Annotated in this window: 24 protein-coding genes and 1 pseudogene; 17 read left to right on the forward strand and 8 right to left on the reverse strand. The window is 64.1% G+C overall.

From position 1 onward, the window contains the following. Positions 1 to 5: 5 nt before the first annotated feature. The 4 genes and pseudogenes from EN857_RS11135 to EN857_RS11150 all read right to left on the reverse strand — a co-directional run bounded on the left by EN857_RS11135 (position 6) and on the right by EN857_RS11150 (position 5,920). A complete protein-coding gene (locus EN857_RS11135) occupies positions 6 to 1,142 on the reverse strand; it encodes an ABC transporter permease (RefSeq protein WP_127392698.1) in 1,137 nt (378 codons plus the stop codon). After that, positions 1,143 to 2,150 (reverse strand): ABC transporter permease, encoded by a 1,008-nt coding sequence (locus EN857_RS11140; protein ID WP_128346196.1) that lies wholly within the window; start codon positions 2,148 to 2,150, stop codon positions 1,143 to 1,145. A gap of 119 nt (positions 2,151 to 2,269) precedes the next feature. Beyond that, a pseudogene (locus EN857_RS11145) lies at positions 2,270 to 4,352 on the reverse strand (ABC transporter substrate-binding protein). 101 nt (positions 4,353 to 4,453) lie between these two features. After that, on the reverse strand, positions 4,454 to 5,920 hold the full coding sequence (locus tag EN857_RS11150) for an alpha-glucosidase/alpha-galactosidase (RefSeq protein WP_127283558.1): 1,467 nt from the start codon (positions 5,918 to 5,920) through the stop codon (positions 4,454 to 4,456). A 246-nt stretch (positions 5,921 to 6,166) separates the two neighbouring features. Here EN857_RS11150 and EN857_RS11155 point away from each other — a divergent pair, with 246 nt between their 5' ends. After that, complete coding sequence (locus EN857_RS11155; protein ID WP_127283568.1) at positions 6,167 to 7,009, forward strand: AraC family transcriptional regulator; 843 nt, start codon at positions 6,167 to 6,169, stop codon at positions 7,007 to 7,009. Positions 7,010 to 7,025: 16 nt separating this feature from the next. Here EN857_RS11155 and EN857_RS11160 read toward each other — a convergent pair whose 3' ends face one another. Further along, positions 7,026 to 8,135: a glycoside hydrolase family 25 protein gene (locus tag EN857_RS11160; RefSeq protein WP_127310181.1), complete on the reverse strand. Its 1,110-nt coding sequence runs from the start codon at positions 8,133 to 8,135 to the stop codon at positions 7,026 to 7,028. Positions 8,136 to 8,462: 327 nt separating this feature from the next. On the opposite strand from EN857_RS11160, the gene EN857_RS11165 reads away from it, so the two are divergent. The 6 genes from EN857_RS11165 to EN857_RS11190 all read left to right on the forward strand — a co-directional run bounded on the left by EN857_RS11165 (position 8,463) and on the right by EN857_RS11190 (position 14,297). Further along, on the forward strand, positions 8,463 to 10,232 hold the full coding sequence (locus EN857_RS11165; RefSeq protein WP_127310176.1) for an acyl-CoA dehydrogenase: 1,770 nt from the start codon (positions 8,463 to 8,465) through the stop codon (positions 10,230 to 10,232). Between the two features lie 28 nt (positions 10,233 to 10,260). Continuing rightward, a complete protein-coding gene (locus EN857_RS11170; protein ID WP_127391322.1) occupies positions 10,261 to 11,016 on the forward strand; it encodes a crotonase/enoyl-CoA hydratase family protein in 756 nt (251 codons plus the stop codon). A 209-nt stretch (positions 11,017 to 11,225) separates the two neighbouring features. Further along, positions 11,226 to 12,551 (forward strand): hypothetical protein, encoded by a 1,326-nt coding sequence (locus EN857_RS11175; protein ID WP_135858549.1) that lies wholly within the window; start codon positions 11,226 to 11,228, stop codon positions 12,549 to 12,551. Further along, a complete protein-coding gene (locus EN857_RS11180) occupies positions 12,544 to 13,137 on the forward strand; it encodes a hypothetical protein (RefSeq protein WP_127391320.1) in 594 nt (197 codons plus the stop codon). Before EN857_RS11175 ends, EN857_RS11180 begins: the two co-directional genes overlap by 8 nt. Further along, entirely contained in the window at positions 13,134 to 13,712 is a 579-nt protein-coding gene (locus EN857_RS11185) for a hypothetical protein (RefSeq protein WP_127391319.1), read from the forward strand. The genes EN857_RS11180 and EN857_RS11185 overlap by 4 nt, the downstream gene beginning before the upstream one ends. A gap of 15 nt (positions 13,713 to 13,727) precedes the next feature. After that, on the forward strand, positions 13,728 to 14,297 hold the full coding sequence (locus tag EN857_RS11190) for a hypothetical protein (protein WP_127391318.1): 570 nt from the start codon (positions 13,728 to 13,730) through the stop codon (positions 14,295 to 14,297). 16 nt (positions 14,298 to 14,313) lie between these two features. Here the strand turns inward: EN857_RS11190 and pdxH are convergent, their stop codons facing one another. Then, entirely contained in the window at positions 14,314 to 14,931 is a 618-nt protein-coding gene (gene pdxH / locus EN857_RS11195) for a pyridoxamine 5'-phosphate oxidase (protein ID WP_127283565.1), read from the reverse strand. A gap of 40 nt (positions 14,932 to 14,971) precedes the next feature. On the opposite strand from pdxH, the gene EN857_RS11200 reads away from it, so the two are divergent. The 4 genes from EN857_RS11200 to EN857_RS11215 all read left to right on the forward strand — a co-directional run bounded on the left by EN857_RS11200 (position 14,972) and on the right by EN857_RS11215 (position 18,034). Next, positions 14,972 to 15,436 carry an RT0821/Lpp0805 family surface protein gene (locus EN857_RS11200; protein ID WP_127283566.1) on the forward strand — a complete coding sequence of 155 codons (465 nt, stop codon included), beginning with the start codon at positions 14,972 to 14,974 and terminating at the stop codon, positions 15,434 to 15,436. 99 nt (positions 15,437 to 15,535) lie between these two features. Then, the gene (locus EN857_RS11205; RefSeq protein WP_127391317.1) at positions 15,536 to 16,468 is read left to right on the forward strand and encodes a J domain-containing protein; all 933 of its coding nucleotides are present in this window, start codon (positions 15,536 to 15,538) and stop codon (positions 16,466 to 16,468) included. A 107-nt stretch (positions 16,469 to 16,575) separates the two neighbouring features. Beyond that, positions 16,576 to 17,394 (forward strand): enoyl-ACP reductase FabI, encoded by an 819-nt coding sequence (gene fabI, locus EN857_RS11210; RefSeq protein WP_127282527.1) that lies wholly within the window; start codon positions 16,576 to 16,578, stop codon positions 17,392 to 17,394. Positions 17,395 to 17,446: 52 nt separating this feature from the next. Beyond that, complete coding sequence (locus tag EN857_RS11215; RefSeq protein ID WP_127282526.1) at positions 17,447 to 18,034, forward strand: histidine phosphatase family protein; 588 nt, start codon at positions 17,447 to 17,449, stop codon at positions 18,032 to 18,034. 46 nt (positions 18,035 to 18,080) lie between these two features. On the opposite strand, the gene EN857_RS11220 is transcribed toward EN857_RS11215, so the two are convergent. Beyond that, positions 18,081 to 18,344, reverse strand: a complete 264-nt coding sequence (locus tag EN857_RS11220; RefSeq protein ID WP_127282525.1) for a DUF1344 domain-containing protein — start codon at positions 18,342 to 18,344, stop codon at positions 18,081 to 18,083. Positions 18,345 to 18,733: 389 nt separating this feature from the next. On the opposite strand from EN857_RS11220, the gene aroC reads away from it, so the two are divergent. Then, entirely contained in the window at positions 18,734 to 19,843 is a 1,110-nt protein-coding gene (gene aroC, locus EN857_RS11225) for a chorismate synthase (RefSeq protein WP_127282524.1), read from the forward strand. 110 nt (positions 19,844 to 19,953) lie between these two features. Beyond that, positions 19,954 to 21,054, forward strand: coding sequence for a 3,4-dihydroxy-2-butanone-4-phosphate synthase (gene ribB, locus EN857_RS11230; RefSeq protein ID WP_127310679.1), 1,101 nt, complete (start codon positions 19,954 to 19,956; stop codon positions 21,052 to 21,054). 37 nt (positions 21,055 to 21,091) lie between these two features. Here ribB and EN857_RS11235 read toward each other — a convergent pair whose 3' ends face one another. Then, positions 21,092 to 22,315 carry an MFS transporter gene (locus tag EN857_RS11235; protein ID WP_127310678.1) on the reverse strand — a complete coding sequence of 408 codons (1,224 nt, stop codon included), beginning with the start codon at positions 22,313 to 22,315 and terminating at the stop codon, positions 21,092 to 21,094. A 120-nt stretch (positions 22,316 to 22,435) separates the two neighbouring features. Here EN857_RS11235 and EN857_RS11240 point away from each other — a divergent pair, with 120 nt between their 5' ends. From EN857_RS11240 to EN857_RS11255, 4 genes are all read left to right on the forward strand, one after another. Further along, on the forward strand, positions 22,436 to 23,029 hold the full coding sequence (locus EN857_RS11240) for a TetR/AcrR family transcriptional regulator (RefSeq protein ID WP_126055934.1): 594 nt from the start codon (positions 22,436 to 22,438) through the stop codon (positions 23,027 to 23,029). Between the two features lie 129 nt (positions 23,030 to 23,158). After that, entirely contained in the window at positions 23,159 to 24,139 is a 981-nt protein-coding gene (locus tag EN857_RS11245; protein ID WP_127282521.1) for a hypothetical protein, read from the forward strand. A gap of 88 nt (positions 24,140 to 24,227) precedes the next feature. Continuing rightward, on the forward strand, positions 24,228 to 25,154 hold the full coding sequence (locus EN857_RS11250) for a histone deacetylase family protein (protein ID WP_127310677.1): 927 nt from the start codon (positions 24,228 to 24,230) through the stop codon (positions 25,152 to 25,154). Positions 25,155 to 25,157: 3 nt separating this feature from the next. Then, entirely contained in the window at positions 25,158 to 25,409 is a 252-nt protein-coding gene (locus EN857_RS11255) for an exodeoxyribonuclease VII small subunit (protein WP_127282519.1), read from the forward strand. Positions 25,410 to 25,411 lie beyond the last annotated feature (2 nt).

Here is a 25,411-nt window from a genome sequence, read left to right on the forward strand (position 1 = left end):
CCACCTCAATAGGGGTCTACGGCATCGCGCAGGCCGTCGCCCAGCGCGTTGAAGGCAAAGACGGTGATCAGCACGAAGCCGACCGGCGACAGGATCCATGGATAGGTGCCGATGACCGAATAGGTCGCCGTGTCCTGCAGCATCAGGCCCCATGAGATCAGCGGCGGCTTCACTGCGAAGCCCAGGAAGCCGAGGAAGGATTCCAAGAGCACCACTGTCGGGATCGCCAGCGTCACGGCGACGATCACATGGCTCATCACGTTGGGGAGGATGTGCTGCATGATGATGCGCCGGTCTGTGGCGCCGACTGCCATGGCGGCGCGCACATAGTCGACCCGCGCCAGCGCCAGGGTCTTGCCGCGCACCTCGCGCGACATCTGCGCCCAGCCGAGCGCCGACATGACGATGATGACAAAGGCGAGGAAAACGTTGGTCGGCGCGGTGACCGGGATCAGCGTCGTCAGCGCCAGGTACAGCGGCAGTTGCGGGAAAGCGAGCACCAGTTCGACGAAACGTTGCACCCACACGTCGAACCTGCCGCCGAAATAGCCGGAGACCATGCCGACCGTGGTGCCGATCATGGTGATGATGAAGACGACCGTCAGCGCGATCATCAGCGAGACGCGCGAGCCGTGGATGGCCCGCGAGAGCACGTCGCGACCGAACTTGTCGGTGCCGAGGAAATGCACCGGCTGGCCATCCATCGAGCCGAAGAAATGCCGGTCTGCCGGAAGGAGCCCGAAGAGCCTATAGGGCGAGCCCTCGACGAGGAACCCAAGCAGCCTTGGGTGTTCGTAGTCGGGGCCGACGATAGGCTGGAAGGTGATCGGATCGAGATCGGCCGAATCGGCCAGCGCATACACCCTCGGCCGCGCGACGAAGTTGCCGTCCTTGTCGTGGAAGCTTGGCAGTTGGGGCGGCGCGAAGGCGATATCGGTTGCCTTCGGGTCCATCGGCGCCAGGAATTCCGCGAACACGGCCATCAGGAGCAGCAGCACGACGAGCCAGAGCCCGGCCATCCCGGTCCACGAACGCTTGAGCCGCCGCCAGACCAGCGCGATGTAGCTCTCATTGCCGCGCGCGGGCTTCTCGATGGTTCCCTCGGCGGGCGGCGGTGGCAGTGATGTGTCGCGCGCCAGCATCTAGTTCTCTCCGAACTGGCGGATGCGCGGGTCGAGCAGGACGAGCAGCATGTCGGCGATGATGTTGCCGACGATCAGCGTCGCCGACAGCACCATCATGAAGGTGGCGGTAACATAGACATCGCCTACCGCCATCGAGCCGACGATCGCCGGTCCGACGGTCGGCAGCGCGAAGATGATCGCCGTCTCGATCTCGCCGGTCAGCATGTAGGGCAGCACCACGCCCTGGTACATGACCAGCGGGTGCAGTGCGTTGGGCACGGCATGACGCAGGACCACGGCGCCGCCGGTCAGCCCCTTGGCCTTGGCCGTCTCGACATATTGGGCGTTCAGCGTGTCGAGCAGATTGCCGCGCATGACGCGCATGTTGTAGGCGAGCCCGCCGAAGGTCGCGATCGCCACCACCGGCCAGACATGCTTGACGAGGTCGACGAATTTTGCCCACGACCATGGCGCGCCGCCATATTGCGGCGAGAAGAAGCTGCCGATCTCCGACACGTTGAACTGGAAGACCAGCAGGTAGACGATGATCAGCGCCATCAGGAAGCGCGGCACCGTCATGCCGAGGAAGGAGATGGCCGAAAGTGTGGAGTCGATCCAGGAATACTGCCGGGTCGCCGCCCATATGCCGAACGTGATGCCGAGGACGGAAGCGAGCAGGTGGCAGACCAGTGCCAGAAGCAGCGTGCGCGGCAGGCGCTCGCCCACCACATCGGCAACCGGCTTGTTGTAGTAGAGGCTGTAGCCGAAATCGCCGCGCGTGACGATGCCGCCGATCCAGTTGAGATACTGGACGGGCAGCGGCTTATCCAGGCCGTGCTCGATCCGATAGGCCTTGGCCTGCGCGTCGGCCTGGGCGAAAGACGCGCCGCCCTGGTTGATCAGCTGCGAACGGATGTAGTCGGCATAGTCACCCGACGGCGCCTGGATGATGGCAAAGGTGACCAGGCTCAAGATGGCGAGGACCGGGATCGCCGACGCTATGCGCGTGAGCAGGAATCGCAACATCGAACGGCCCGTTTCCTTGTCTCGCCGGTTGCGCCCGCTCAGGGCCTGTCCGGAGGGTTTGCTTTGTCCGGCCGCGCCAGCGGCGCGGCCGGAGTTCTCTTCGTCAGGGAGGGTAAACCTTAGTTCATCGGCCCCTTGTCTCCGGGTTTGCCGGGAAGCTCGTCGGGGAACAATTCGTACTTGGCTTGTTTGTCGGCCGCGACAAACACCCGTTCGCGGACGATCGAATCCTCGGCCCAGTTGAACATGAAGATCGGCGTGCCTTGCGGAATGTTGGAGAAGCGCTTGTTGATGATCAGCGCGCCGGGATATTCCGTCAGGCCGACATTGTAGACGTGCTCCGTCGAGATCTTCTGGAAGTCTCTCATCAGGCCGGCGCGCTGGTCGTTGTCCTGCGTCGAGACGAACTTGTTGACGATGTCGACGAGATCCTTCTCGAACGGCATCAGATCGACTTCGCCGCTTTCCGGTGCACGGTGGTTCCAACTGGTCTTGGGGCCAACCGGCGCAAGCTGCTCGGTGTTCTGCACGACGGAGGTCAGTTCCTGGTCGTTGCGCCTGATCAGCCAGTCGAAGCGGCCGGAATATTGCGAGGCGTCGCGCTGGGTACCGTTGAGGCCGTTGAGCACGACCCTGAGCCCCAGCTTTTCCATCTGGGCGACGACGCCTTCGGCAAGGCTCTTGTCCGTGGTGTAGTCATTGTTGACCAGCATCACGATCTCGACGTCCTTGCCGCCGGCGGTGCCGGCTGGGAAGTTCACGATGCCATCGCCGTCGGTGTCCTTGAGGCCAGCCTTGGCGAGCTCGGCCTTGGCGCCCTCGAGGTCGAAGGGATAATAGACGGTCGACTTGCGGTCGTAGAAGCTGGTGCCGGATGAGAAACCGCCGGCGTAGATGGCGGTGAACGGCCCCTTGACCAGGGAGTCGCCGAGCGCCTTGCGGTCGAACGCCATGGTGACGGCCTTGCGGAAGTCCTCGTTGCGGTTCAGCTCGCGGATGGCCTGGCCGCGCTCGTCGGGATTGCCCCAGCCATTGGCGGAAAAGTTCATGCGCAGATTGTAGCCGATGAGCCGGGGTCCGAAGGCAAGCCTGGCGGGCGCGTCCTTTTCCGCCGCGCGTTTCAGCGAGGCGACGAAGTTTTCCGGCTGTTCCAGGTTCGAGAAGTCGCCCGAGCCCGCCACCGCCTGGACGTCGCGGTCGGCCCAGGTCGAGAGCTTGTATTGCAGTTCGTTGAGGTAAGGCAGCTGGTTGCCCTTCTCGTCGACCTTCCAATAGTAAGGGTTGCGGCGCATGACGATGATGTCGTCAGGCCGGTACTCGACCGGCACCCAGGCGCCCATCACCGGCATGTTCATGTATTCCGGCGGAAAGGCGTTCTTGAACTGGTCGTAGGTGTTCTTCGAATATTTCGGATGCTGCGGCTTCAGAATGTGCGACGGGCCGGGGCAGAACGTGCCGTAGGCCATGGCGTAGAGATACTGTCTCGGGAAGGCTTCCTTGAAGGTCCATTCGACGGTGTAATCGTCGATTTTCTTCAGCGTCGTGCCGACGCCGAAGGTTTCCGGTGGCGCCATTGAGCGGCGAAACGTTCGGATCGACGACTTCGTCGTCCCAGTAGAACATGACGTCGTCGGCGTTGAAGGGCGCGCCGTCCGACCATTTGGCGCCTTCGACCAGGTGCATGGTCAGCTTGTGGCCGTCCTTCGACCACTCCCAGCCCTTGGCGAGGTTGGGCAGCGGCTCGGTGTCCTTGGCCTCGACCTGGAACAGCGGCGCGGTACGCGTCAGGCATTCTGAAAGGCCGATATCGATGCCGCCCCAGCCTTGCGTCTGGCCGGCGCCGTAGTTCCAGCCCTCCGGCCTGCCGCCGATGACATGGCGCATGGTGTCGCCGTAGACGCCGATGCCATCAGGCATGTTGCCCGTCTTGAAGACCAGTGGCTCCTTCGGCAGCCTGTCTTTCAGCGGCGGCAGCTTGCCAGTCTTGACGAATTTCTCGGTGACCCAGTCAGGCTCGTGATATTCCGGCAGCGCCTTGAACTCCAGGATGGAGTCGCGCGCCACATACTTGATCTTGCCCTCGGCCGGGAACGTTGCCGGCTCCGGTGGGATCGTCGGTTCGGAAGCGAAAGCATTGAGCGCGGGGATTGAAACGCTCAGCGCCAGTCCCGCCGCTATGCCAAGTCTGTGTAAGTTCCTCATAGTCTCCTCCCAGGTGTTGGACGTCTGCTGCCCGCCTTCTATGCAGTGCGGCTGAATTGGCGGACCGCCGTGCGGCGGATCCGCGTTGGTGCCTGACTGTCTCAGCCGGCCTGTTTCAGTGCCGCCTTCTCGGCGCGCAATTCCTCGATCGAGCGCACACTGCGGCGCGCGGCACCGGCCCATTCGCGGGTCTTGACCTTGGATTTCGAAAGCCGCTCCTTTGCTGCCGGAACCGCATGGGCATATTGCGGCAGCCAGGCGGCCTGGGCGACGACCATCTCGTCCACCATCTGCCAGACCTCCTCCGGCGTCGAAACCGCGCCGACCAGCGGGTCATGCAGTACGGCGAGCTTCAAGAGGTCGATGTCGCCTGATATCGCGGCATGCACCGACATGCGCTGGACGTTGATCGAGGAGATGCAGGTGGCGGCGCAGGCCTCCGGCAACGTGATGCCGGCGGCCATGTTGATGCCGAACCGATCGACGAAGCCGGGCGACTCGATGATGGCGTCCTGCGGCAGATTGGTGATCACGCCGTTGTTCTTGACGTTGAAATGGCCGCGATAGACGCGGTTCGTCTCCAGCGCCTCGAGGATGTGGCTGGCGTGCTCGTTGGAGCGCTTGGCCGGGTCGATCGGCTTCGACGCCGCTTCAAGGAATTGCGGATATTCCGTTTCGAACCAGTTGCGGGTCTCGGTCGAGTAGCGCAGGTAGCCGCCAGTCTCGCCGTGGATCCAGTCGGACATGTCGATCCAGCGCGTGATCTCGTCGGGGCGCTTGCGGTACCAGGGCAGATACTCGGAAAGATGCCCGTTGCTTTCGGTCGAATAGACGCCGAAGCGCTTCAGCACGTCGATGCGCAGCTTTTCCTGCTTCGAATAGACCGGGTGCGCCTCGAAGGCGGCGACCAGTTCGTCCTTGCCGATCGGGCGGCCGTTGAGGCGCAATTCGATGAACCAGGTCTGGTGGTTGATGCCAGAACAGACATAGTCGAGTTCCCCGGGCGATTTCGCTCCCAGCACCTCGGCAATCTGCTCGGCGCCGTGCTGCACGCCGTGGCAGAGCCCGACCGTGTCGACCTTGCCATACTCGATCGCGGCCCAGGTGTTCATCGCCATCGGATTGGCATAGTTGAGGAATTTGGCGTTCGTGTCGGCCACCTCGCTTATGTCCTTACAGAAATCGAGGATCACCGGGATGTTGCGCTGGCCGTAGAGGATGCCGCCGGCGCAGATCGTGTCGCCGACGCACTGGTCGATGCCATATTTAAGCGGAATGCGGATGTCGTCGGCATAGGCCTCCAGGCCGCCGACGCGCACGCAGCTGATAATGTAGCGCGCGCCCTCGATCGCCTTGCGCCGGTCGGTCGTTGCCGTCACCTTGGTCGGCAACCTGTTCGCTTCCACGATCCTGTCGAGGATAGCCTTGATCATGCCGAGATTGTGCTCGCTGACGTCGGTCAGCGCGAATTCGATGTCGCTGAATTCGGGGACACACAGAATGTCGGTGAACAGCTTCTTGGTGAATCCGACGCTGCCGGCGCCAATAATAGCGATTTTGAAGCTCATCACCTTCACCTTGGTCCAATCGAATGCTAGGCAAGGAGCAGCAAGGGAGGGTATGGCCGCACGCCATGGCGTGCATGCCACTCAGGCCGGAAATCCGGCCTTTTCTCCTCCCGCCCGCTCCTCGACCGCGGGTCATTCCCGTTCTCTGGAGCTGGATTATGCGCTTATTCGTAGGCACGAACAGAGAAGGATTATGCTTTCGAGGGTAATTTTGTGCTGCAGGACCTGATCGCCAACGGGCCATCGATGCGGACGGTCTCGCTGCCGCGTGGCCGCCAGCGCCTCCATGCCATGCCGACCAGCACCGGCTATGAGGTGCGCGAGGACGAAACCTATGACTGGGACGGGCGAAAGCGCGGCCAGACCCCGTTCACCGTCCTCCAGCACACGATCGGCGGCACCGGGCAATTGCGCTACGAGAGCCGCAACTACCGCCTGCAGGCGAACGACACGCTGCTGGTGCTGGTGCCGCACAACCATCGCTACTGGCTGGCCAAGGGTGATCGCTGGGAATATTTCTGGATCTCGATGAACGGCGAGGAGGCGCTGCGCATCCACAAATCGATCCTAAGCGTCTCGGGCCCTGTGTTTCGGCTGCAGCCAACGACGATCGACCATCTTGCCGACTGCAGCCTGCGCCTCATCACGGGGGCCGGTTCGCCGGGTGCCGCTTCCGCCGTCGCCTACGAAGCTGCCATGGCCCTTTACGACGATGTTTTCGGGTCGCACGCCTTCGCGGAAAAACAAAGCGCCATGCAGCCGGTGATCGACCACATCAACGCCAATCTCGACAAGCCGCTGCCGGTGGCGGACCTCGTCCACATCAGTGGCCTCAGCCGCGCGCACTTCTCGCGCTGCTTCGCCGAGAGCGAAGGCATCCCGCCCGCCGAATTCGTCTTGCAGCAGCGGTTGCAGCGCGCGGCAAAACTGCTGACCAAAGCGGATTTCCTGCCGGTCAAGGAGGTCGCCGTCCTGTGCGGCTTCGAGGACGCGAATTACTTCTCCAAGGTTTTTCGCCGTTCCTACGGCACGACCCCGACGCAATTTCGCACCACTGGCATGTATGCCAGCCTGGGAAATCATCGCTGACCCGGTTGCCGGTTGCTCAGCGCCGCCTGCGGTCGATCGCGGTCGAAGCGGTGCTCACGGGATCGGCCGCCGCGAAGGCGGCCTCGAGCTGCAAGGGCGAGCGCTGCTCGGTGCGCTTCCAGGCAACATATTCGGCAATGCCGAAGCGCGGCCGCCGTGGCACCGTCTTCACCACCGGCATGCTGAAGCCGTCGCGGAATTTCTCCCAGCGCTGGCCGAGCACCGAGACCATTTCCTCGAAGGTCGGCGGCGTCGCGACATCGGCATAGGTGATGGTGAATTTGCCGGCGAGCCCGGCCTCGCGCGAGACCGGCACCGGGATCGAGGCGAGATAGTCGGACGGCACGTCGATCAGGCCGCCAAAGGCCCATTGCTGGCGCAACCGGTCGGCATTCATCGGTGCGACGGAGACGTCGATGTCGTTGGGCGTGCCCGGCACGCGGTAGGGGCATTTGAAGCGGCCGCAATTGGTGTGTGCCGAAAACTGCCAGAGTGCGTAGCCCTGCCAGTTGCCCATCGGAAAATGCACCTCGATGTCGGGCTTGTAGCGCGCATACCAGAGCGGCAGCCGCGACAGGAGCCGGTACTGATAGCGGTTGTCGGCGATAAATTGCGCAGTCCTGCCGTTGGTGTAGAGCACCGGGAAGCGGCCAAGGCGCCGATGCACCTGGCGCACGAACTCCTCGGCATCCTCCAGCGACATCCACTGCGTCGGATCGTTGCCTTCGATATCGAGGGCAACGAGGTCGTCCGGCGCCGGTTCGGCGAAATCGATGAAGTTATTGGCCTGCTCGACCGGGTTGCCGGGGCGGGCAAGGTGATAGGCGCCCCATTTCAGGCCGAGCGCCTTGGCCACCACCTTGCGCGTCTGAAACAGTTCGCGCGTCACCGCGAAGCGCTTCCACAACGCCTTGCAGAGCCGGACCTCGGTCTCGTCGCCCGAACAGAAATAGGCCGGCGGCAGCCCGTCGGAGGCCTTGTTGATGAAACCGACGATGCGCTTGTCGGTGGCAAGCTCGGCCCAGTCGATGGAATTGTATTCGTAGGCGTCGATGACCAGCGCGCGGTCAGCGTTCTTCCACGGCTCGGAGAAATCCGAGGCCTGTGCCGCCGTGCCGAGCACCATCGCAGCCGCGAGAAGTGCCAGGCGGCGAAGAGGGCGCGCCGGCTCTTTCAATCAGGGTTGTCCCCACTGACCAGGCATCGATCCTGAACCGCTATGGTTAAGGAAGTGCTTTCAAAACCAATGAGACTCTTTGCGGCAAAAGAGCGACGAAACATCGAACCCATCGGGCCGCTGGGCTGCTGCGGGGTGTCGTTGCGATTGCAAAATCCACGTGACAAAGTTTGACGTTTACGTAAAAAGAAGATTGGAGGCCGCCCAAAGGCGGATGGTTTTGCATCGGCCAGAGTCCTACGATCAAGCGGCTGAGGCAGCGGAGGAGCAAGCGGCATGTATAAGGCACCCGTCAAGGACATTTCGTTCACGCTGAAGCATGTCGCCGGTCTCAAGCCTGCGCTGGACGCCGGCACGTTCGGCGATCTCGGCGAGGATATTGTCGACGCCATCCTGGCCGAAGCCGGCCGCTTCGCCAGCGAGGAGGTGGCGCCGCTCTACAAGATCGGCGACGAGCATGGCGCGGTGCTGCGGGACGCGGCCGTCACCATGCCCCCCGGCTGGAAGGAACTCTACCGGCGCTGGATCGACGGCGGCTGGAACGCGCTGTCAGGGCCGGAGGAATTCGGCGGCCAGGGCCTGCCGACCATGCTGGCCGTCGCCGCGCTCGAAATGTGGAACTCCGCCGCCATGGCTTTCGGCATCGGCCCGACGCTGAGCATGGGCGCGGTCGAGGCGCTCGACAAGCACGCCTCCGAGGCACTGAAGGAAAAATATCTGGCCAAGCTCGTTTCCGGCGAGTGGATGGGCACGATGAACCTGACCGAGCCGCAGGCGGGTTCCGACCTCGCCGCGCTGCGCACGCGCGCCGAACCTGCCGGTGACGGCACCTACCGCATCTTCGGCCAGAAGATCTTCATCACCTATGGCGAGCACGACTTCACCGACAACATCGTCCATCTGGTGCTGGCGCGGCTGTCCGACGCGCCGGCCGGCACGCGCGGCATTTCGCTGTTCCTGGTGCCGAAATTCCTGGTCGGCGACGATGGCGCTCTCGGCGCCCGCAACGACGTTTTCTGCTCCGGCCTCGAGCACAAGCTCGGCATCCACGCCTCGCCGACCTGCACCATGATCTATGGCGACGGTTTTCAGGGCACGACTCCCGGTGCCATCGGCTGGCTGATCGGCGAGGAGAACAAGGGCCTGGCCTGCATGTTCACCATGATGAACAATGCGAGGCTTGCCGTCGGCATGCAAGGCGTTGCGGTGGCCGAGACAGCGACGCAGAAAGCGATCGCCTACGCCAACGAGCGTCGCCAGGGCAAGGCGTCGGACTATTCAGGCTCCGGCATGGCGCCGATCGTCCATCACCCCGACGTGCAGCGCAATCTGCTCACCATGAAGGCGCTGACCCAGATCGCGCGCGCCATCAGCTATTCTTGCGCCCATGCCCTCGACCGCGCTCGCGTCGGCGAAGGTGAGCCCGCCGCCAATTGGCGCGATCGCGCCAATCTTTTGACGCCGCTGGCAAAAGCCTTTTCGACCGATGTCGGCGTCGAGGTCGCCTCCTTGGGCGTCCAGGTGCATGGCGGCATGGGCTTCATCGAGGAGACAGGCGCGGCCGCGCTCTACCGTGACGCTCGCATCGCGCCGATCTACGAAGGTACCAATGGCATCCAGGCGATCGACCTGGTGGCGCGCAAGCTGCCGCTCGGCGGCGGCGAACATGTGCATCAGTACATTGGCGAGTTGAAAGCGATGGCGGACGCGGTGCGTACGTCCAACATCGAAGGCTTCGGCCGCACCGCGGACAATCTCGATAGGGCGCTTACCGATCTCGACGAGGCGACACGCTTCCTGCAGACGCTGATGGCCGATGGCAAGGCTGATGCCGCCATGGCCGGGGCCACGCCTTATCTGCGTCTGATCTCGCTTGCCGCCGGCGGCGCCTATCTGGCGCAGGGTGGGCTTGCCGATCGCGGCCGCATCGCGCTCTGCCGCTTCTTTGCCGAAAACCTGCTCGGCGAGACGCGCGCCTTGAAGGAACGCGTCATCGACGGGTCCGAAAGCCTCGCCGCCGCAGGCAAGGCACTGATTTCCGCCTAGAGCATCCTGACATGCGAAGGAACTGACCGTGACAGACCACATCCTCGTCGAGCGCCAGAGCGCCGTGCAGATCATCCGCATGAACCGGCCTGACAAGAAGAACGCGCTGACCCGCGCCATGTATGCGAAGATGTCGGCAGCCCTGGCCGAGGGCGACGCCGATCCGGCGGTGCGCGTGCATGTCTTCCTCGGCGTCCCCGGCGCCTTTTCTTCCGGCAACGACCTTGCCGACTTCCTGGTCATCGCCACCGGCGGCGAAGGCGGCACCGAGGTCTGGGATTTCCTGATGGCGCTGGCCAAGGTTGAAAAGCCGATGGTGTCGGGCGTCGACGGCATCGCGGTCGGCATCGGCACGACGCTCAATCTTCATTGCGACCTGACCTTCGCCACACCGCGCACCATCTTCCGCACGCCTTTCGTCGACCTCGGCCTGGTGCCTGAGGCGGGCTCCAGCCTGCTCGCGCCGCGGATCCTCGGCCAGCAGGGCGCCTTCGCCCTGCTCGGTCTCGGCGAAGCTTTCTCAGCCGAGCGTGCGAAAGCCGCCGGCCTGATCTACGACGTCGTCGAGGAAGGCGCGCTGGAAGCCGCGGTTCTGGCCGCTGCCAACGAGATCGCCGCCAAGCCGCCGCAGGCGCTGAAGATCGCGCGCGACCTGATGCGCGGCTCGCGCGACGATCTCGTCGCCCGCATCAAGGTCGAAAGCGAGCATTTCCGCGAGCGCCTGAAATCCGAGGAAGCGCGCGCCGCGCTCACCGCCTTCATGACGCGCAAGAAAGCGAGCTGATCCACGACACTGTCAGGTTGTGGCGGCTTCACGCGAAACTCGCGTCAAACGCGATTTTTGATCTGTACACCGCGGTTCTCGCGTCCTATCCCACGAACCGACGGGGCGGGGGCCTGGTCGGTGGAGAGGACATGGCCCGCAACATCGCTGCCAAGACGCAACCTTCCGAAACGATCTGGGGCATGCATTTGACGGATTGAGCGTCCGACATGTTTGCCGATGCCGCAAAGCCGCTGGCGCTGACCCTAAAACTCTGGTGGCGCTTCTGGCCGCAACTGGTCGCCATGGTGCTGCTGGGCATCGTGTTCGGTGACCTGTTCATGCAGATCGCCGCCCGCGCCGCCTTCCTCAACCACATGGCGGGGCTTGCGCTGCTGACGTTGGTCGCCCTGACGCAGCTCACCGTCACCGTCGCCATGTTCCAGACGCTGCTGCCTGCCCTGCCGGCGACACGTGCCGCGCAGCAGGCGGCACGCAGCGAAGCTTCCGGCGAGGTGCCCAGCGGAGGCGCGCGGCTGGCGCGCATGGTCACCGTCGCGCTGCCGCCGTTCTTCGCCTACTACGCGGCCTGGGGGTTCCTGGGCGACACGGTGCGGCAATATTCGCGCGTCACGCTCGACATGGCGCCGTTCGGCGAAAGCGCGGGGAACGTGCTCGATGTGCTGGATTCGCGATGGCTTGTCCTGTCCGTCGCGATCTCATGGTTGATCCGGCGCTTCGCCAACGCAATGCAGAAGCGCGGCGAGGCGCGCTCCTTCTGGCAGATCGTCGTGGTGATCTGCGAGACAAACTGGATTTTCATCGGACTCTACGTCATCTCGCGCTGGAAGGACGACGTCGTCGGCTGGTTGATGAGCCGCAACATCTTTTCCGTCCTGCAGGCCGCGGCGGACGGCATGGCCGCTCCCATCGCAAGCGCCTTCGCCGATCCCATGGTTCCCGTCGAGGTCACGTCCGTCGACACGACGGCCAGGCTGGTGAACCTGTTCTTCTATATGCTGCTGCCGGTGATCTGGCTGGTGCTGGCCGCGCTCATCTACGGCTACGACGTGCGTGACGACAAGGAACTGATGCGCGCGCATCAGCGCGTCGAACGCCTGGGCGCGCGCTACAGCACCATTCCGAAATTCCTTCGCGATTTCGTCGAACACTTCATCAGCGGCTATCGCTCGCGCTATCTGCCGATCGCCAACGGTGTGCGCATCACGCTGAGCTCGGGCGTTGTGCTGGTCGTCACGCTGATCGTCGGCTACCGGCTGGTCGACTGGCTTGCCGCCTGGGCGTGGCTGGGCACGACGCGCCTCATCGGCCCGCATGAGCTCGACACCTGGCAGGTTCTCTCGCATGGCGTTTCCTTGCTGTTCGGCAGTCCGTTCCAGGACTCATCGACCGGCATCCTCGTCGAGCCGCTGCGCATCTGCTTCCTCGCCGCGATCCTCGAAACCGCATTCGCGTTGCCGAAGCGCCAGACCAGTGGAGGCGCGCAGCCCACCGGTCCGAAAGGCGCGGCGGAAGTCGAGGCGCAAAATGCTTGAGGCCGCCCGCTCGCGTCTGAAAGCCGGGATCGTTGCCGGTATCGGCACCGCGGCGGCGATTGCCGTTGCCGGTGTCCTGGGCGCCTTCGGCGCAAGGCACGAGCCGATGCCCGTTCTGGCGCAAACCAGTCGGATCGAAACCGGCCAGTGGCTGCTGCAACCATTGAAGGCCTACGTCACCGACGGGAAGCATGCTTATGGCGCGCCGCTCAAGCCTGGCGGGAAAGCGCTCGTCCTCGAAGTCGAAATGACCAACCGCACGGCAAAGTCCTCGAAGGATTATTTCGAGATCCTGCGAGCGAGCCAAACAGCGGTCGATGCCGCGACAAAGCCTTTCATCGTGCTGATGCGCGACTCGACGCTGTCGCCGGAACTGCATCCCGGCATGCCGGAGCGCATGGCCTACATCTGGGAAATGCAGCCTGGCGTGGTGTCGCCGACGAGCTTCGACCTGATGGTCATCGGCAAGACCTATAAGCAGCGTGACAACCTCTACGGGTTGCCCGGCTGGTTCAATCCGACGCCGATCGGCACGCTGACGCTTGCGGTCGGTGCCGGGCCGGACAAGGCGCAGGTCCAGCCATGATGCGGAAGATGGCCAACGTCATCCTGCTGCTCCTCGCGACCGCCCTCTGTTACGGCCTGCAAGTGTCGAAGCCGCACTATGCCGAACTGATCGGACCGATCCCGGCCTACGGCAAGCTGGGCGATGCGGTTGTCGGGCGCGGCTTCGAGGCGCGCGCCGCAAAGGTGGCCTTCTCGCGCAACCTGAAGGTCGACAGATATGGCCAGACCAAAGTGTTCACGACTGGCGGCATCTGGGCGGTGGTGACGGTCGAGTTTGCGGCAAGTGCGCAATCGACGACGGTAGCGGTCGCTTCCTGGCGCGGTCCTACGGGCCTCGCCTATGACCAGACCGAACGGCTGTCCTTTGCCGATGGCCTGCTTCCCGTGGCCATCGATCCCGGCCTGCCGAAAAAGGCGAGGCTGATCTTCGAAGTACGGCCGGACGAGGTGAGCAATGCCACATTGCTGATCTCCGAGAAACTGATGTCGGCGCTCGACTCGCAGGCCGAGATCTCGCTCGGGCCGGTTGCTGCCGGAGCTGACGGCTTGCCCGCCGAGACTGTCGACACGCTCGATCTGACGCAGCCGATCTGAAGGGGATGGCGCCAAATGACGGCAAGGAGTCTGGATTGGGAGAGCGGGCAGGGCGAACGGAAATGGCGTCGCCGCAGCCTTTGGGCTCTCCTCCTGCTCGTTCCGCTGGCACTGGCCGGGCAGGCCTATGACAGCGTCAAGACGCTGCTGGGCGGCGAGGATCTGTTTCCGCGCCAGGTCGCCTGGGGACAGAGCGCGCATTTCGGTGGCAGCGACTGGAAACTGACCGATCTGCGCGGCGCCTTCGGCATGTCGAGCCTGCCGCCGGATTCGGTGCCGGTGCTGGCCGACTTCTCCGTAAAGGTTGGCGATCCCGATCTCCAGAAACTCTGGCTTGGGTGCAAGGTGATGCTGATCGATGCCGAAGGCCGGCGCTGGTCGCCGACATCGGCGGTGTCGCTGAAAGCGCCGGGCGATGTCCACACCTGCGTGTCGGCGATCTTCTCCGGCGCCAGACGCGGCGATACGTTGAATTTGCGTGAGACGTTCCTGGTGCCGAGGCAGGCGACCAAGACGATACGCCCGGCGGTCGGCCTCGCCAGCGAGAGGCCGCATTTCCTGTTCTTCCAACTAGAGAAGGATTGATCTCCGGCGCATCCAGCTAGGGATAGAGCCGCGCCTTGTCCCAGCCGCCTTCCGCGTTGCGCGAGAAGACCAGCCGGTCATGCAGGCGGAACGGCCGGTCGTGCCAGAACTCGATCGACTGCGGCACGATGCGGAAGCCCGACCAGTGTTTTGGCCGAGGGATCTCGCCGATCGGGTAACGCGCGGTGTATTCGGCCACCGCCTTCTCCAGCGCGAAGCGGCTTTCCAGCGGCCGTGACTGTTTCGAGGCCCAGGCGCCGATGCGGCTGCCGCGCGGCCGCGTCGCGTAATAGGCGTCGGCCTCGGCGTCGCTGACGATCTCCACCGGGCCGCGCACGCGCACCTGCCGGCGCAGCGACTTCCAGTGGAAGCACATCGCCGCCTTCATGCTGCCAAGAATCTCGCGGCCCTTGGCGCTTTCGAAATTCGTGTAGAAGACGAAACCGCCTTCATCGAACCCTTTCAGCAGCACCATCCGCACGTCAGGCATGCCATCGGCATCGACGGTCGCCAGCGCCACGCCGTTGGGGTCGTTGGGCTCGCTCCTGGTCGCGTCCTCCAACCAGGCGGCAAACAGCCGGAACGGCTCGGCTGCTTCGGTAAAGTCACTCGTTGTTAACTCAGTTTCGCTCATAGTTTTCCAAATTCTTACCGTAGCCGGAGGACATTGCCTGTTGTCGCGCATCATGCAAGCTTTTGACAGCAGGCAAAGGGGCGTTATCGCTTCGGCCAGCGTCAGGCTGATGGTCGCGGCCATGGCCCTGCCGCTAGCCGCTTGCGGCGCCGGCGGCTTCAGTCTGGAGAAGGCGGAAATCGACCGCTCGATCGTCACCGCCAGCGCGCCTTCCTCGCCCGCCGCGCCGGCGAGCGGCGATGAGGACTCGGATCAGACCACCATCGGCAATGCCGTCTCATCGGCCGACATCCGGGAACTTGGCGGCCAGGGGGTGCCATGGGCGAATGTCGGCACCGGGTCGCGCGGCTCGATCACTGAAATGGTCGAACTGAAGGACGCCGGCCTGACCTGCCGCCGCTTCACCGCCTCGCGCGAGAGTTTCGACGGCGTGTCGCTGTTCAAGGGCCAGCTCTGCATGGCCGCCGCCGGCGGCTGGCACATGCAGGAATTCAAGGCGCTCTGAATTCAGTCGCCGATCGCGTCTTGCGCCACTGGAATTTCTTCCTATGCGAGCGCATATAGGAAGCGACCATGAACTCATTTTCTCTTGCAGGCAGGATTAATGCGCGACCCCTATGAGGTGCTGGGCGTTGCCAAAAACGCATCGGCGAAGGACATAAAATCGGCGTACCGCAAGCTCGCCAAGAAGCATCATCCGGACCAGAATCCGAATGATCCCAAGGCGAAGGACCGTTTTGCCGCCGCCAACCAGGCCTACGAGATCGTCGGCGACGAGAAAAACCGCGCCGCATTCGATCGCGGTGAGATCGACGCCGACGGCAAGCCGAAATTCCAGGGTTTCGAGGGCGCTGCCGGCGGTGGCGACCCGTTCGCAGGCTTTCGCCGACAGCAAGGCCCGGGCGGCGCGCATTTCGAATTCCGCTCGGGCAGGCCGGGCGGCGATCCGTTCGATGGCAACAGCGACATCTTCAGCCAAATCTTCGGCGACGCCTTCTCCGGCGCCCGCGGCGCCGGCAGGAGCGGCGACCGCCGTCAGCCGGTCCAGGCCGCCGACCTCAACGTCACGCTCGACGTCACCATCGAGGAGGCCGCCACCGCCGACAAGGTGACGGCGATGTTCCCCGACGGTCGCAAGATGGCGGTGAAGCTGCCGGCCTATGTCGAGGACGGCCAGACCATCCGTCTGAAGGGCCAGGGCGAGCAGGGACCGGGCCAGCCGGGCGACGCGCTGGTCAAGATCCATATCCGCCGCCATCCGCGCTACCGTGTCGAGGGTCGCGACCTGCATGCCGATCTGCCGGTGGCGCTGGCCGACGCGGTGCTGGGCGCCAAGGTGGCGGTCGAGACACCAACCGGCCGCCTCGCGGTCAATGTCCCGGCATGGTCGAGCTCCGACAAGGTGCTGCGGCTGAAAGGCAGGGGTTTGCCGGAGAAAACCGGCGGCCATGGCGATCTCTATGTCCATGTCAGGCTGATGCTGCCCGAGGGCGGCGACAGCGAGCTGGAAGCGCTGATGCGTCGCCAAAAGGGCTGAGCTTTGGAGTTTTCTCCCCCGGACAGTCCGCTTTGAGCGCTTGAAGGGGCTCTGTGCCTGTGCGATAGGCTCTCCACAAAGCAGACATTCTTGCGGAGAACGCTCACATGGCGGGTGGACAGGGCCTGATGGCCGGCAAGCGCGGGCTGATCCTCGGCGTTGCGAACAATCGGTCGATCGCCTTCGGCATCGCCAAGGCGTGCGTCGATCATGGCGCCGAGATCGCGCTGACCTATCAGGGCGAAGCCTTCAAGAAGCGCGTCGAGCCGCTGGCGGCGGAGCTCAACGCCCATGTCGCCGGTCATTGCGACGTCACCGACCCGGCAAGCCTTGATGCCGTCTTCGCAGACATCGCCAAACATTGGGGCAAGCTCGACTTCCTCGTCCACGCCATCGCGTTTTCCGACAAGGACGAATTGACCGGCCGTTATGTCGAGACGACGCGCGACAATTTCCTGCGCACCATGGACATCTCGGTGTTCTCTTTCACCACCATCGCCAAGCGCGCCGAGCCGCTGATGACCGATGGCGGCTCGCTGTTGACGCTGACCTATTACGGCGCCGAAAAGGTGATGCCGCACTACAACGTCATGGGTGTGGCAAAGGCGGCGCTGGAAGCGAGCGTGCGTTATCTCGCCGTCGATCTCGGCGCCAAGAAGATCCGCGTCAACGCCATCTCCGCCGGCCCGATCAAGACGCTTGCCGCCTCCGGCATCGGCGACTTCCGCTACATCCTGAAGTGGAACGAGTACAACGCGCCGCTGAAGCAGACGGTCACCCAGGAAGAGGTCGGCGATTCCGGCGTCTATTTCCTGTCGGATCTGTCGCGCGGCGTTACCGGCGAGGTCCATCACGTCGATTCTGGCTACCACGTCGTCGGCATGAAGGCGGTCGACGCGCCCGACATCTCGACCGTCAAGGAATAGTTCTCTCCGCCGGCCCTCCGCCCAGACCCTGGCCCGACCTCCGGAAGACCTGATGTATCCGCTCGTCTATCTCGTGCGCCACGGCCAGACGCAATGGAACACCGAGCGTCGCCTGCAGGGTCAGGCCGATACCGACATCAATGCACTTGGACGCCAGCAGGCGACTGGCAATGGCCGGCGCTTGGCCGCGATGATCGGCAAGGGTGAGGATTTCGACTTTGTCGCCAGCCCGATGCGGCGCACGTGCGAAACGATGGAACTGCTGCGGGCGGCAATGGGGCTCGACCCGCTCGCTTACCGGACAGAACCGCGTCTGGTGGAATTGAGCTTCGGCGACTGGCAGGGTTTTACGTTTCGTGAGCTCGAAGCCCGGCTTCCGGGATCGACCCGCGGGCGCCGCTCGGCCAAATGGGATTTCCAGCCGCCCGGAGAGGGCGCGGAAAGCTATGAGATGCTGCTCGAGCGGATCAAGCCATGGTTCGACGCGCTCGACCGGCAGACGGTCTGCGTCACCCATGGCGGCGTGATGCGCTGCCTTTTCCGCTTCGTCATGGGCGTGTCAAAACAGGAGGCGGCGGGCCTGGAAATCCCTCAGGACCGCCTGCTCCGGCTGCAAGGGCGGAGCCTGGAGTGGCTGTGAAGGCTGCAGCCTGTCGAATTCAGATCAGGCCGGCCTCATCTTAGATTTAGTTGGCGTCGCTATCCGGCAGCTGCATGTCGGTGACCACATTCTCGCCATTGGTCACGTCAAAGGCGATGACGATGTCCATGCCCGGCTGCAGCGCGTCGAGATCGGTTTCGGCGTTGAGCTTGTAGGACTTGCCGTCGTCCAGCGTCAGCGTCAGCGTGTCCTTGTCGACCTTCTTGATCAGGCCCTCGGTCTGGCCGGCGAACGCGGCGGCGGTGGAAATCATCAGCATGGCGGCAACAGCGCCAATCAGGGTACGCATCGTCGTCCTCATTATCATTGCGCCGGCATGGCTAGCGGCGGGTCCTCAACGGCGGATGGAAGAAAGCAGAAACCAAGCGAATGTGTCAAAAGTAAAACTGGCTTCGTCACGACCTATTTCGCTCAAGGTGCGATCGCGAGTTCCAACGACGGTTCCTTTCACGAGAAATGAGTGGCAGCCACTCGCGCGGCGTGCTCTTGATCATTGCGGCAGGGTGGGGCAGCAGCCCTGGCCGTTCGTGGCAGCGCAGGTCTCCCCGCACACACAGTTTGACCGCTTTGCAAAACGCCAATAGAAGGCAGCGTGCAGCGCTGCGCGTGTTTTTTGACGCGCAAGGGACGCCGCACCACTTTGGACTTCCGGCTCCGCCGCCGGGCAGGGCGTTTTCCATGTCTCACAACACTTTCGGCCACCTGTTCCGCGTCACCACATGGGGTGAGAGCCATGGGCCGGCGCTCGGCTGCGTCGTCGACGGCTGCCCGCCCGGCATCCGTTTCAAGCGTGAGGACATCCAGACCGAACTCGACAAGCGTCGCCCCGGCCAGTCGCGTTTCGTGACGCAGCGCCGCGAGCCGGACGAGGTCAAGATACTCTCCGGCTTCATCCTCGACGAGGACGGCGAGACGATGATCACCACCGGCACGCCGGTGTCGATGCTGATCGAGAATGTCGACCAGCGTTCCAAGGATTATGGCGAGATCGCCCGCCAGTACCGGCCGGGCCATGCCGACTACACCTATGAGGTCAAATACGGCCTGCGCGACTACCGCGGCGGCGGCCGTTCCTCGGCCCGCGAGACGGCAGCTAGAGTGGCGGCAGGCGCCTTGGCCCGCAAGGTAGTGCCCGGCATGGTGGTGCGCGGCGCGCTGGTCTCGATGGGCGAGAAATCCATCGATCGCGCCAATTGGAACTGGAACTTCATCGGCGATGCCGACAATCCGTTCTTCACGCCGGACCCGGCATCGGTCCCCGTCTTCACCCAATATCTCGACGCCATCCGCAAGGCGGGCTCGTCGGTCGGCGCCATCATCGAGATCGCCGCCGAAGGCGTGCCGGCCGGCCTCGGCGCGCCGATATATGCCAAGCTCGACCAGGACATCGCGTCCGGCCTGATGTCGATCAATGCCGTCAAGGGGGTCGAGATCGGCAACGGTTTCGAGGCAGCCCGCATCACCGGCGAACAGAATGCCGACGAGATGCGCATGGGCAATGACGGCAAGCCGGTGTTTTTGTCCAACCACGCCGGCGGCATCCTGGGCGGCATCTCGACCGGGCAGGCGATCGTCGCCCGTTTCGCCGTCAAGCCGACATCGTCGATCCTGACCCCGCGCAAATCGATCGACAAGGACGGCAACGACGTCGAGGTGATGACCAAGGGCCGCCACGACCCCTGCGTCGGCATCCGCGCCGTGCCGATCGGCGAGGCCATGGTTGCCTGCGCCATCGCCGATCACTATCTGCGGCACAGAGGACAGACGGGGAAGGGAATAGGGGAGTAAGGCAATAGGGGAATATGTTACGTCGCGTTTCGCCACGCCAAACATTTTCCTTTTCCATACTCCCTTACTGCCCTATCCCCTACTCCCTGGCGAGCGAAGCGAGCATTTCCATGCCATACGACCAGAAGAAGATCGTCGAAGCCATCCGCGCCTTCGAGCGCGGCGAGATCGTCGTCGTGATGGACGATGACGGGCGCGAGAACGAGGGCGACCTGATCGTCGCCGCCGTCCACTGCACGCCGGAGAAGATGGCCTTCATCGTCCGCAATACCTCCGGCATCGTCTGCACGCCGATGCCGCGCGAGGAGGCAAAGCGCCTCAACCTTGCGCCGATGGTGGCCGACAACGATTCCGCCCACACCACCGCCTTCACCGTCAGCGTCGATTTCAAGCACGGCACCACGACCGGCATCTCCGCCGACGATCGCACGCTCACCGTGCGCAACCTTGCCAACGGCAATGTCGGCGCCTCCGATTTCGTCCGTCCCGGACATATCTTCCCGCTGGTCGCCCGCGAGGGCGGGGTGCTGATGCGCTCCGGCCATACCGAAGCGGCCGTCGACCTCTGCAAGCTTGCCGGCCTGCCGCCGATCGGCGTCATTTCCGAACTGGTCAACGACGACGGCACCGTCAAGCGCGGGCCGGAGGTTCAGGCCTTTGCCGAGCAGCATGGCCTGAAACAGGTCTCGGTCGCCGATCTCATCGCCTACCGGCAGCGCAAGGAAACGCTGGTCGAGCGCGTCGCCTGTTCCGACATCGACACGCTTGGCGGCAAGGCGCAGGTCTTCACCTACACGCTGCCCTGGGATTCGATGCATCACGTCGCGATCGTCTTCGGCGATATCCGCGACGGCGAGGAGGTGCCGGTGCGCCTGCATTCGGAGGATGTCGTCACCGACGTGTTCGGCACCAGCCACCGGCTCGACGCCATCATGAAGGCGATGGGCGAGCGAAAGCGCGGCGTCATCGTCTATCTGCGCGAGGGTTCGGTCGGCGTCGCCCATCAGGAGCGCAAGCGGCCGGTGAGCGGCGAGCGCGAGGATCATGAGGAAGCCCGCCGGCGCGAAAGCGAATGGCGCGAAATTGGCCTCGGCGCGCAGATCCTGAAAGATTTGGGCATTTCGTCGATCAACCTGATCGCCTCGCGCGAGCGCCACTATGTCGGCCTCGAAGGTTTCGGCATCCATATCGCCAAGACCGAGATCCTCTAAGGCGCCCGGCCCCTTGCAGGACCGGACGCGCACGACATCACTCCGCGGGAACCGCCTCCGCCTCACATCCGGCAAGATCGCAATCCGGACCGGCCAGGCTGCGCTGGCCGATAAGAACCGTCGCCAGCGCGATCGCGCCCGCCGCCACCGACACAAGAAAGCCGTTCTGCGCGCCGAACGCGTCCACCACCGCGCCGGCGGCGAAGGAGCCGAGCGCCATGCCGATGCCGATTCCGGTCGTCACCCAGGTGATGCCCTCGGTCAGCATCGCTTCGGGCACGCGCCGCTCGATCAGGCCGAAGGCGGTGATGAAGGTCGGCGAGATCGCCACGCCGCTGACGAACACGGCAAGCGCCAGCAGCGGTACCGTGCCGGCGGCCAGCAGCGGCAGCGTGGTGAGCGCGATGACGGCGACGGCGACAGCCAGCTGGCGTTGCAGCGGCATTTTCAGGTTGAGCGCGCCGATGATGATGCCGAGCACGAACGAGCCGAGCGCGTAGACGCCGATGACCAGGCTTGCCGCTTCCGGTTGGCCGAGCTCCTTGGTGATCGCCACGGTGCTGACTTCCGTGGTGGCGAAAGTGGCGCCGATGAAGATCAGGGCGAACGTTATGACCTGAACCGGCCGCAGGCGGATCGCCGAGCCGCGTGAACCATGTTCCTGTGGCCGCACGTTGGGTTCGGTCGCGCGCTGCAGGATGAAGGCCGCCGAGCCGAATGCGAGGAACAGAGTGCTGGCAAGCATGCCCGCTTCCGGGAACAGCGCGGTGCTCAACCCGACCGACAGCGATGCGCCGGCGATATAGACCAGTTCATCCGCTGCAGACTCGAAGGCGAAAGCGGTATTCAGCTCCGGGCGGTCACGGAAGATCTCCGTCCAGCGGGCGCGCACCATCGCAGGTATGCTGGGCATGGCAGCGGCAAGCAGCGCCGAGGCGAACAGCGTCCATATCGGCCAGTCCTGGTTGGCCGCCGCGATCAGCACTGCGAAGGCGAGCACGGCGATCACCGTGGTCGGCACGACGATGCGCGTCTGACCGAGGCGATCCACCAGCCGCGATATTTGCGGCGCAATAAACGCGTTCACCAGCGCGAAACTCGCCGAAACGGCGCCGGCCAGCCAGTATTCGCCATGCGTCTGCGACAGCATGGCGACGATCCCGATCGGCGCCATGGCGATCGGCAGCCTGGCAACGAAGCCGGCCGCCGCGAAACCCTTGGTGCCGGGGGCTCGAAATATTTCCGTATAGGGATTTTGCATGCTCTGGCTCCTCGACAAGGGACGGATCGGCAATTACATACGTTGCGTATGAAATCAGATAGATCATACGCCGCGTATGTCAATTGGCATACGATGCGTATGTAAGTTGGGCCAGACCGTATGCACCGACCTCGCAAGGAGATGATTGCCGAGACGCGCGCCAAGCTGATCGCGGCCGCCCGCCACGCTTTCGGCACCATCGGCTATGCGGACGCCTCGATGGATGATTTCACCGCCTCGGCCGGGCTGACGCGCGGCGCGCTCTATCACCACTTCGGCGACAAGAGGGGATTGCTGCAGGCGGTCATCGCCGAGATCGACGGCGAGATGGCTGCCCGGGTGAACGAGGTGGCGGCGAGGGCGCCGACCCGCTGGCAGCATTTCGTCGACGAATGCACCACTTACATCGAACTGGCGCTGGAGCCGGAGATCCAGCGCATCATGTTCCGCGATGCTCCGGCGGTACTGGGTGATCCCGCGCAGTGGCCGAACGCCAGCGCATGCACGGCGTCGATGACCGATCACCTGACCAGGCTGCAGGAGGAGGGGGTGGTCGTGGCCGACCTCGATCCCGAGACCACGGCGCGGCTGATCAACGGCGCGAGCAGCCAGGCTGCGCAGCGGATCGCCAATTCGCAGGATCCGGAAGCGACGTCGAAAAAGGCGGTGGCTGCGTTCAAGCAACTGCTCGAGGGGCTGCGCAAGCAGCCCTGAGCACACGGTCAGCTAACCATGACGCGCGGTTTGTGCACCGGTTTTAGGTCGGCGCGGCGTCGCCAAGATTGACAATCGCCGGGGCGAGCGCATCCTCCTCAACCATCTCTGAGGCGGGAGAGTCGGGCCATGTGGGACTTCAGCATCGGCCGGTCGGTGTCCATCATGATCAGGACATGGCCTTTCATCGTCTTTCGCATGGTTGTCTATTTCGGCATCACGCTGGCCTACATCATGGCGACCGGGACCGGGGCCAGCGTCGGCTATGGCGTCGGCCACATCTCCACCGATCCCGATGGGCCGCTCTCCTTCGCGCTATGGGGTGGCGTGGTCGGCTTCGGCATCGTCTCGGTAGCCGTCTACTGGATCCGCGAATACATCCTCTACGTCCTCAAGGCCGGGCATATCGCCGTCATGGTCCATCTGATCGACGGCCAGGACGTTCCCGACGGCCAGAACCAGATCTCCTATGCCAGGGCCGTGGTGACCGAGCGTTTCGCCGAGGCCAATGTGCTGTTCGTGATCGACCAGCTGGTCAAGGGCGCCATCCGAGCCATCACCGGCCTCATCGGCGGCATCGCCGCCTTCCTGCCCATTCCCGGTCTCAACGGCCTTGTCAGCTTCATCAACACGGTGATCCGCATGTCGCTGACCTATGTCGACGAGATCATCCTCGGCTACAACATCCGCATCAATTCCACCTCGCCCTTCGAGACCGCCCGGCAAGGCGTTGTGCTCTATGCGCAGAACGGCAAGACCATGGTCAAGAACGCGGTCTGGCTGGCGGTGATCATGTGGGGCGTGTCCTTCGTCATCTTCCTGTTGATGCTGGCGCCGGCCGGCGCCATCCTCTGGGTCATGCCAGGCCAGCTTGCCGGCTGGGCCTTCGTCCTGGCCATCGTTTTTGCCTGGGCCTTCAAGGCCGCCTTCATCGAGCCCTTCGCCATCGCCTCGCTGATGCAGGTCTATTTCGCCACCATCGAGGGCCAGGCGCCCAATCCGGACTGGGACCGCCGGCTGGCGGAAGCCTCCTCGAAATTCCGCGAACTGAAGGACAAGGCGCTGGCCTCGTTCGGAGGCTCGCGCTGGACGCAGCCCGCACCCCAATAGCCGGGAAACCAGCCTAATCCCTGTTGAACGTTCCTCTTTGGCGGCGCGAAAACATGGCCAAACCGGTCTTGCGCGCCTATATCGGGGCATGGTCACCAGACTTTACACCCACCCGGTCTTCCTCGAACACCTGACCCCGCCCGGCCACCCCGAGCGGCCCGATCGCCTGCGCGCCATCGAGCGCGTGCTGGACGACGAGGCATTTTCGGCGCTCGACCGGGTCAAGGCGCCGGAAGGCGACCAGGCGACCATCCTCTATGCGCATCCCGAGAATCACGTCGCACGCGTGCGCGCCGCCATTCCGGAAACCGGCATCGCTTCGATCGATGCCGACACCAGCGCCAGCCCGAAGAGCTGGCAGGCGGCGGTGACGGCGATCGGCGCCGCCAATGCCGCTGTCGACGACGTTTTCGACGGCCGCGCCGCCAATGTCTTCGTCGCCGCCCGGCCGCCCGGCCACCATGCCGAGAAGACCACGGCCATGGGCTTTTGCCTGTTCAACACCGCGGCGATCGCCGCTCGCTACGCGCAGAAGAGGCACCAGGCCGAGCGCGTCGCCATCGTCGACTGGGACGTCCATCACGGCAACGGCACGCAGGATATCTTCTGGGATGACCCTTCGGTGCTCTATTGCTCGACGCACCAGATGCCGCTTTATCCGGGCACCGGCGCCAAGAGCGAGACCGGCGCCGGCAACATTGTCAACGCGCCGCTGGCGCCGCGCACCGGCAGCGAGACGTTCCGTGACGCCTTCCTGTCGCGCGTGCTGCCGTCGATCGACAATTTCGCGCCCGACCTGATCATCATTTCCGCCGGATTCGACGCGCACCATCGCGACCCGCTGGCCGAGATCAACCTGACCGAGGAGGATTTCGACTGGGCGACCGGCCAGCTGATGGAGCGCGCCGCGCGCCACAGCGGCAACCGGCTCGTCAGCCTGCTCGAGGGTGGCTACGATCTGCAGGGACTGGCATTTTCGGTCGCCGCCCATGTCGGGCGGCTGATGAAGGGATGAACTATGGCTGGTGAAGCTAACGAGGACGTCAAGGCGATGAGCTTCGAGCAGGCGCTCGACGCGCTGGAGAAGATCGTCGACGATCTTGAACGCGGTGACGTGCCGCTCGACCAGTCAATCAAGATCTATGAGCGCGGCGAGGCGCTGAAAGTCCATTGCGACCGGTTGCTGAAGGCGGCCGAGGACAAGGTCGAGAAGATCAGGCTGTCGCGCGACGGCAAGCCGGTTGGCACGGAGCCGCTCGACGCCGAGTAAGG

It is taken from the genome of Mesorhizobium sp. M4B.F.Ca.ET.214.01.1.1 (genome assembly GCF_004791545.1).
Classification (GTDB): Bacteria; Pseudomonadota; Alphaproteobacteria; order Rhizobiales; family Rhizobiaceae; genus Mesorhizobium; species Mesorhizobium abyssinicae.